Origin of the sequence: Corallococcus sp. AB049A (genome assembly GCF_003668885.1) — a bacterium.
In the GTDB taxonomy this organism is placed as follows: Bacteria; Myxococcota; Myxococcia; order Myxococcales; family Myxococcaceae; genus Corallococcus; species Corallococcus interemptor.
Window position 1 is genome coordinate 58,424 of sequence record NZ_RAWL01000003.1, and the last position, 6,000, is coordinate 64,423.

The 6,000-nt window shown below is 69.0% G+C and carries 4 protein-coding genes; 2 read left to right on the forward strand and 2 right to left on the reverse strand.

Annotated elements, in window-relative coordinates; genetic code table 11:
• Positions 1–29: 29 nt before the first annotated feature.
• Both D7X55_RS00765 and D7X55_RS00770 read left to right on the forward strand, forming a co-directional pair.
• Positions 30–3,542 (forward strand): hypothetical protein, encoded by a 3,513-nt coding sequence (locus D7X55_RS00765; protein WP_121721896.1) that lies wholly within the window; start codon positions 30–32, stop codon positions 3,540–3,542.
• Between the two features lie 39 nt (positions 3,543–3,581).
• Complete coding sequence (locus D7X55_RS00770; RefSeq protein ID WP_121721897.1) at positions 3,582–4,934, forward strand: cytochrome P450; 1,353 nt, start codon at positions 3,582–3,584, stop codon at positions 4,932–4,934.
• Positions 4,935–4,946: 12 nt separating this feature from the next.
• On the opposite strand, the gene D7X55_RS00775 is transcribed toward D7X55_RS00770, so the two are convergent.
• Complete coding sequence (locus D7X55_RS00775; RefSeq protein WP_121721898.1) at positions 4,947–5,417, reverse strand: SMI1/KNR4 family protein; 471 nt, start codon at positions 5,415–5,417, stop codon at positions 4,947–4,949.
• A 4-nt stretch (positions 5,418–5,421) separates the two neighbouring features.
• A complete protein-coding gene (locus tag D7X55_RS00780; RefSeq protein WP_233609436.1) occupies positions 5,422–5,793 on the reverse strand; it encodes a hypothetical protein in 372 nt (123 codons plus the stop codon).
• Positions 5,794–6,000: the final 207 nt, after the last annotated feature.

Below are 6,000 nucleotides of genomic sequence, written 5' to 3' on the forward strand. Positions count from 1 at the left end.
CCCAAAGACCTCCCAGGAATCCATCCATCATGTCCCAGACTTCCCAGACTGCCTCGGCGACCGTCTCCTCCAGCCTGATGTACAACTACCTGGCCGCGACCTCCGTGGACGCCGCCTATCCCCTCGCCTCCGCGGAGGACACCGGCGGCTCGCCGCTGCTGTTCAGCGTGGGCGCGTCCGCCGCGAACACCGCGCGCAAGACGCTGTGGGTGATGTTGCGCGACACCACGGTGACGACCGGCTGGCGCCAGGTCGAGCTCAGCCCGGACTCCAACCACGACGTGCAGGGCTACGCGGTGGTCCAGGCCCCCTCGGGCCAGGTCATCATCGCGGTGGCCATGGACGACGGCGCGGGCGGCAGCCGCGTGTTCGTCTCCCCGGCGCTCACGCCCACGCAGGACGGGGCGCCGTGGAGCACGCTCAACACCGCGTGGGTCCAGCGCAACGGCGCTCCCACGGGCATGCCCGTGCAGCGGCTCTTGCTGAGTGACTTCGTCAGCGCCAGCGAGGCGCCGCTGCTGGTGGCGGAGGTGAAGAACACGAACGGCACCACCGGCCGCTACTTCGTGGACGCGTCCACGAGCAGCACGGCGAACGCATGGGTGAACTGGGCGCCGCCCAAGGACATGCAGACGCTGCACGACGTGGTGGTGGCGCGCGCCTCCATCACCGGCATCTCCTACCGGGGCACCTGGTCGCTGTACGACGACAACACCGGCAAGCGGTGCCTCACCTTCACCAGCCTCCTGGACCCGGCCACCAGCACCACGCACTCGCTGTCGGTGACGGCGCCCGCGGGGGCCCGCTGCCTGTGGGCGCTGGAGGACCGGCGGAACCAGGGGCTGAGCGCGCTGTACGTGGGCGGTGACGGGCTGTCGTGGTTCCCCTCCTCCGGCCTGAAGAACGCGAAGAGCACCGCGCTGTCCATCGCGTCCGCGGACGTGCTGCCCGGAGTCACCTCCGTGCTGGCGCAGCAGGACTCCCAGCGCGTCAGCGTGTGGGCGGTGGACGGCAGCCAGCGGCTGTTCACATTGAACAACGCGGTAGGCGCCACGGGCGGCTGGTCCGCGCCGCTCCAGCAGCGCGAGCACGTGGCCCGGCTGGCGCCGCGCCGCAACCAGAAGCGCTCCACGGGCGAGCTGTTCGTGACCTCCACGGACAACAGCCTCATCACGTACCTGTGGCAGGACCCGGACACCACGGCCTGGCAGAACACGGACATGGTGCTGCCCGCGCTGGCCAACGGGCAGGAGTTCCCCAGCTACACCACGGTGGTGCGCTTCTCGGACGCGCAGGGCAAGCCCCTGGCGGGCCAGGCGGTGCAGGTAAACGCCTCCGAGTGGTCGCGCGTGATGGTGAACGGCTACTGGACGGACCTGGACACCTCCACCCGCGTGGAGGTGAAGACGGACGTCAGCGGCACGGTGACGCTCATCAACAAGGTGTCCGACGTGGGCACGCCCGTGTTCCGCTTCAGCGCGCCGTTCCTTGCCCAGGACGTGACGGCGGACCCCAGCGCGGAGCTGCGCGCGAACCTGGCCGCGAAGCTGAAGGGCCAGGACCTGTCCCAGTGGAAGAAGCCGGACGGCACGCCCGTGGTGCCCCCCGGTGCCGACCCGGACCTGGTGGCGCAGGTGCAGGCGTCACTCCAGCAGCTGATGGACAACATGGGCAGCCTGCCCTCGGACGGCTCGGCGGCGCCCGTGGAGCCGGCGGCCACGACGGCGCCGACGGCGATGGCCAAGACCCAGACGTCCTTCAAGGTGCTGGGCACCGTGACGAACGCCATCGAGACGGCGGCGGGCGACGTGCTCCAGGCGCTCAAGAGCGCCGCGGGCGCCGTCTACGAGTACGTCATCCAGCCCATCGTCAGCGGCACGAAGACGCTGCTCCAGTTCTTCGTGAAGATTGGCGAGCAGGTGGTGACGTTCGTCATCCGGACCCTCAAGGAAGCACTCCAGCTCATCAGCTGGCTGTTCCAGCAGCTGAAGGTGCTGATTGAAGACATCATCGCGTTCCTGGGCTTCCTCTTCGCCTGGGATGACATCCTGGCCACCCAGCGCGCCATGGAGGCGATGACCCAGGACGTGGTCCGCGCGCTCGCGGGCCGCATGAAGGGCATGGAGGCGTCCATCACGACGTTCTTCGACGACCTCATCGCGAAGTGGGACGGCGTCTGCCAGCAGGCCCTGGGCATGCCGGACGTGACGACACAGCAGGTGGTGTCCCAGACGCAGGCGGCGGAGACGCCGGAGCAGCAGTCCGGCTACGACTGCCTCACCACCAGCCCGGGCGCGACCTTCTCCACCTACCAGGTGTCCCACGGCGGCTTCGCGGACAGCACGTCCGACGAGTCCGGCACGCCGGTGGCGCAGGCCATCACCGACTTCATCCAGACGGTGGGGAAGATTCTGTCGGACGTCGAAGCCAGCGTGGTGTCGCTGTGCAAGGACCTCCAGACGCTGTTCCAGCAGGGCACCGCCAGCCTGCACTCCATCATCCAGGTGCTGGCGGGCGAAGCGGCGAAGGCCCTGCTCGCCGCCGCGAGGGACCTGCTCGTGGGCATGTGTGAGATCATCGCCGACGTGAGCGAGGCGCTGCTGGAGGAGGTGCTCCTGCGCCCGTTCAACATCCCGGTGCTGAGCTGGCTGTACAAGAAGCTCACGGGTGAGGACTCCCTGACGATGCTGGGTGCGCTCTCCCTGCTCGTGGCCATCCCGGCCACCATCGTCTTCAAGCTGCTCACCGGCGAGGCGCCCTTCCCCAACGAGGCTCCGGCCCAGAAGCAGCAGGCCCGGCTCCAGCCGGAGCAGCTGCCCTGGCGGGCCTCCCCCACGCTGGTGCTGGCGAAGACGTCCCCCGAGCGCAACGTGATTGGCCCGCAGGCGTATCACTACTCCATCGTGGGCGGAGTGATGTCCACCGTGTCGTCCATCCTCTACACGCTGCTCCTGGCGATAGGGATTGAAGCGAAGAGCCCTGTCACGAAGCGGCTGCTCGCCACGGGCCAGACCGCCGCGACGTGGGTGACGGTGGCGGGGACCTTCCCCTTCGACGAGGCTCCGGCCCAGCAGGACCTGGACCGCATGCTGTGGTTCCTCACCGCGCTGGAGGCCGTGGCCACGGGGCTCGTGGCGCTCTGCAGCTGGACCCGCAAGGCGGACACGGAGGCGACGGGGTTCGCGAGGGGGATGGAGAAGGTGGACAGCGGGCTGCTCGGGGTCACGGGCATCTGCGGCCTCGTGTTGTCCCTCACCAGCTACGTGCTGGAGCTGGCGCGTGAGAAGTCGCCCGAGGTGCCGTACCACTCCTACTTCTGGGACACGGAGAAGTTCGGCGCCAACGTGCTGAGCTTCGGCGGCATGGTCGCCGAGGGCGTCGCGGGCTTCATCCCCACCGAGGCCCCCCGGCTGATGACGCTCTCCGTCGCCGCGGGCGCGGAGGCCTGGGCCTTCCTCCTCAACTACCTGCGGTGGGCCGCCGCGACCCTCGGCCAGTACGACGAGGACAGCGGAGACCACTCCCTCTTCCAGCCCTGGTGAGCCGTCACGGAGGGCGTCTCGGCTACACTCACGCCCCGCATGCCCTCCGCCTCTCCTGACTCCGCGGTCCTTCCGCCCCGGCTTCCCTCCAGGTTGCCGTGGGTGGGCCAGGGGCTGGAGTACCGCAAGGATCCGCTGGGCTTCTTCCTGCGCTACGCGGACCGGGGCGCGGTGGTGCGCACGCGCTTCGTGGGGACGGACGTCTACCTGCTCAACACGTCGGAGGGCATCGAGCACGTGCTGGTGAAGCACTTCCGCAACTACCCGAAGGACGCCTTCCAGAAGCGCGCCCTGGAGGCGGTGGTGGGCCACGGCCTGTTCACCAGCCACGGCGACTTCTGGATGCGGCGGCGGCGGATGATGCAGCCGGCCTTCCACAAGAACCTGCTGGCCGCGCACGGGCGCGTGGCGGTGCGGGCCGCGAACACCTGGCTGGCGTCCCGGCGCGAAGGAGAGTCCTTCGACGCGTACCCGGAGATGATGTCACTGACGCTGGACGTGGTGGCCGGGACGCTCTTCGGCGCGGACCTCTCCGCGCAGGCGCGGGAGCTGGGGCGGGCCATGGAGGCGGTGATGCTGCATGCCCAGTTCCTCTTCGACACGCCCCTCCCGCTGCCGGCCTGGCTGCCCACGCCCGGGCAGCGGCGGTTCCAGGCCGCCCTGCGCACCCTGCACGCCGTCGTGGACGACGTGGTGGAGCGCCGCAGGAGGCAGGGAGCGCCGGGAGAGGACCTGCTGGGCCTGATGCTGGAGGCGCAGGCCGAGGACGGCGAGCACCTGACGGACGCGCAGCTGCGCGACGAATGTCTGACATTGATGATCGCCGGGCACGAGACGACGGCCGCCGCGCTGGCGCTCAGCCTGTGGTTGCTGGCGCGCCATCCGGAGGCGGAGGCCACGCTGCGAAGGGAGCTGGCCACGGTGCTGGGAGGCCGCGAGCCCACGGTGGAGGACCTGCCTTCACTGCCCTACTGCGAGCAGGTGGTGAAGGAGTCGCTGCGTCTGTATCCGCCCGCGTGGGGCATGAGCCGCGTGGCGGAAGCAGACGACCGGATGGACGGCGTCCTCGTGCCCGCCGGGACGGTGGTCGCGTGGTCCCAGTGGGCGCTGCACCGGGACGCGAGACACTTTCCGGAGCCGGAGGCCTTCCGTCCCGAGCGCTGGGCGGACGGGCTGGAGCGGCGCATCCCGCGCTTCGCGTACTGTCCCTTCGGAGGAGGTCCCCGGCTCTGCATTGGCGCGGGCTCCGCGCTGATGGTGATCCGCCTGGTGCTGGCCACGGTGCTCCAGCGCTTCCACTTCGACGCCGCGCCAGGCCCCGCGCCGGAGGTGCTGCCCGCCATCACCCTGCGCCCGAAGGGCGCCATCCCGCTCACGCCACGGACGGTTTAGCGCCAGAGGCGCCTACGCGTCCTCGCGGAGCCAGAACCAGCGCCCATTGGAGCGGAGCGCTCCGCCGAGAAACTCGGAGAACGAATTGGCGATTTCACGGCAGTAGTCCGGGTTCGGGAACGCTTCGTTGTAGCCATCGCGGATGAGATACCTGCCGTCCTGCTGCTGCCCCACGTCGAGCAGGATGTAGTTGCTGTCCTGCACTTCAGCGATGGTGTACCAGGACGCGGGCCCCGCGCGGTCGGTGTCGTCCTTGCGCATTACCACTCGCGCCCGGCGAATCCGATTCAAGGGAAGGAAGGAGAAGGCAGGGTCGACCGGGTCAAACAGGTCCGCACCGTCGCAGTACAGATAGAAGGCGCGCAGGTCCGGATCCAAGCGCCATCCCACGCTTCGCTCGAATGCTTCGATTTGCTCCGGCGTCGCGGGCGGGCGCGCGTGGTGGAGGCGTGACACTTCTTCGAGCATCTCCCTCATCGACATGGGCCTACTCTCCATAGGGATGGTCCGGGCCCACCTGGGTCCAAGGAGGCTCGTTCGCGTAGCACTGGTTATAGAGACCGAAGAGGTCCTGGTGGATGTCCTTGGGGAACGGGAGGACGTTGTCCCAATCCGTGGGATTGCCGCCATGCCAGAGGTCGCGGATGTGGTGCCCCTCGAAGGGCTTCCCGTTGGCCTCGGTGGGCCACGCCCCGAAGCGCTCCGCCCACTGTCCGCGGAAACCCTCGCGTCCGTTCTTCCAACGACTCCGGGCGGCTTCCGTCTGCCGCGAACTGAGCGTCCCGAAGTTGCAGCAGCAGTGCGCCATGCCAAAGCGGCTCCCAGCCCTGACCAGGGTGCCCGCGAAGTCCATCTTCACGTCCGCCAACCACATACAGCCCTGAAGCACATGCCCACTTCCGGCGCACTTCTCCTGGCAGTAGGTCATGAGCTGAGAGCCATCCCTTTAAACATCTTGCTCGACGTAGTCGACGGTGCCGGCAGCGAGGACGCGTGATGTCGCGACCTGTCGGCGCACCTCGCTTCCTGGCGCGTAGCCCTTCTGCTTCCTTGGCTTCGGCCCGCG

Coding starts and splice junctions, on each gene's coding strand:
- D7X55_RS00765 (WP_121721896.1), top strand. CDS start 30: ATGTCCCAGACTTCCCAGACTGCCTCGGCGACCGTCTCCTCCAGCCTG.
- D7X55_RS00770 (WP_121721897.1), top strand. CDS start 3,582: ATGCCCTCCGCCTCTCCTGACTCCGCGGTCCTTCCGCCCCGGCTTCCC.
- D7X55_RS00775 (WP_121721898.1), bottom strand. CDS start 5,417: ATGTCGATGAGGGAGATGCTCGAAGAAGTGTCACGCCTCCACCACGCG.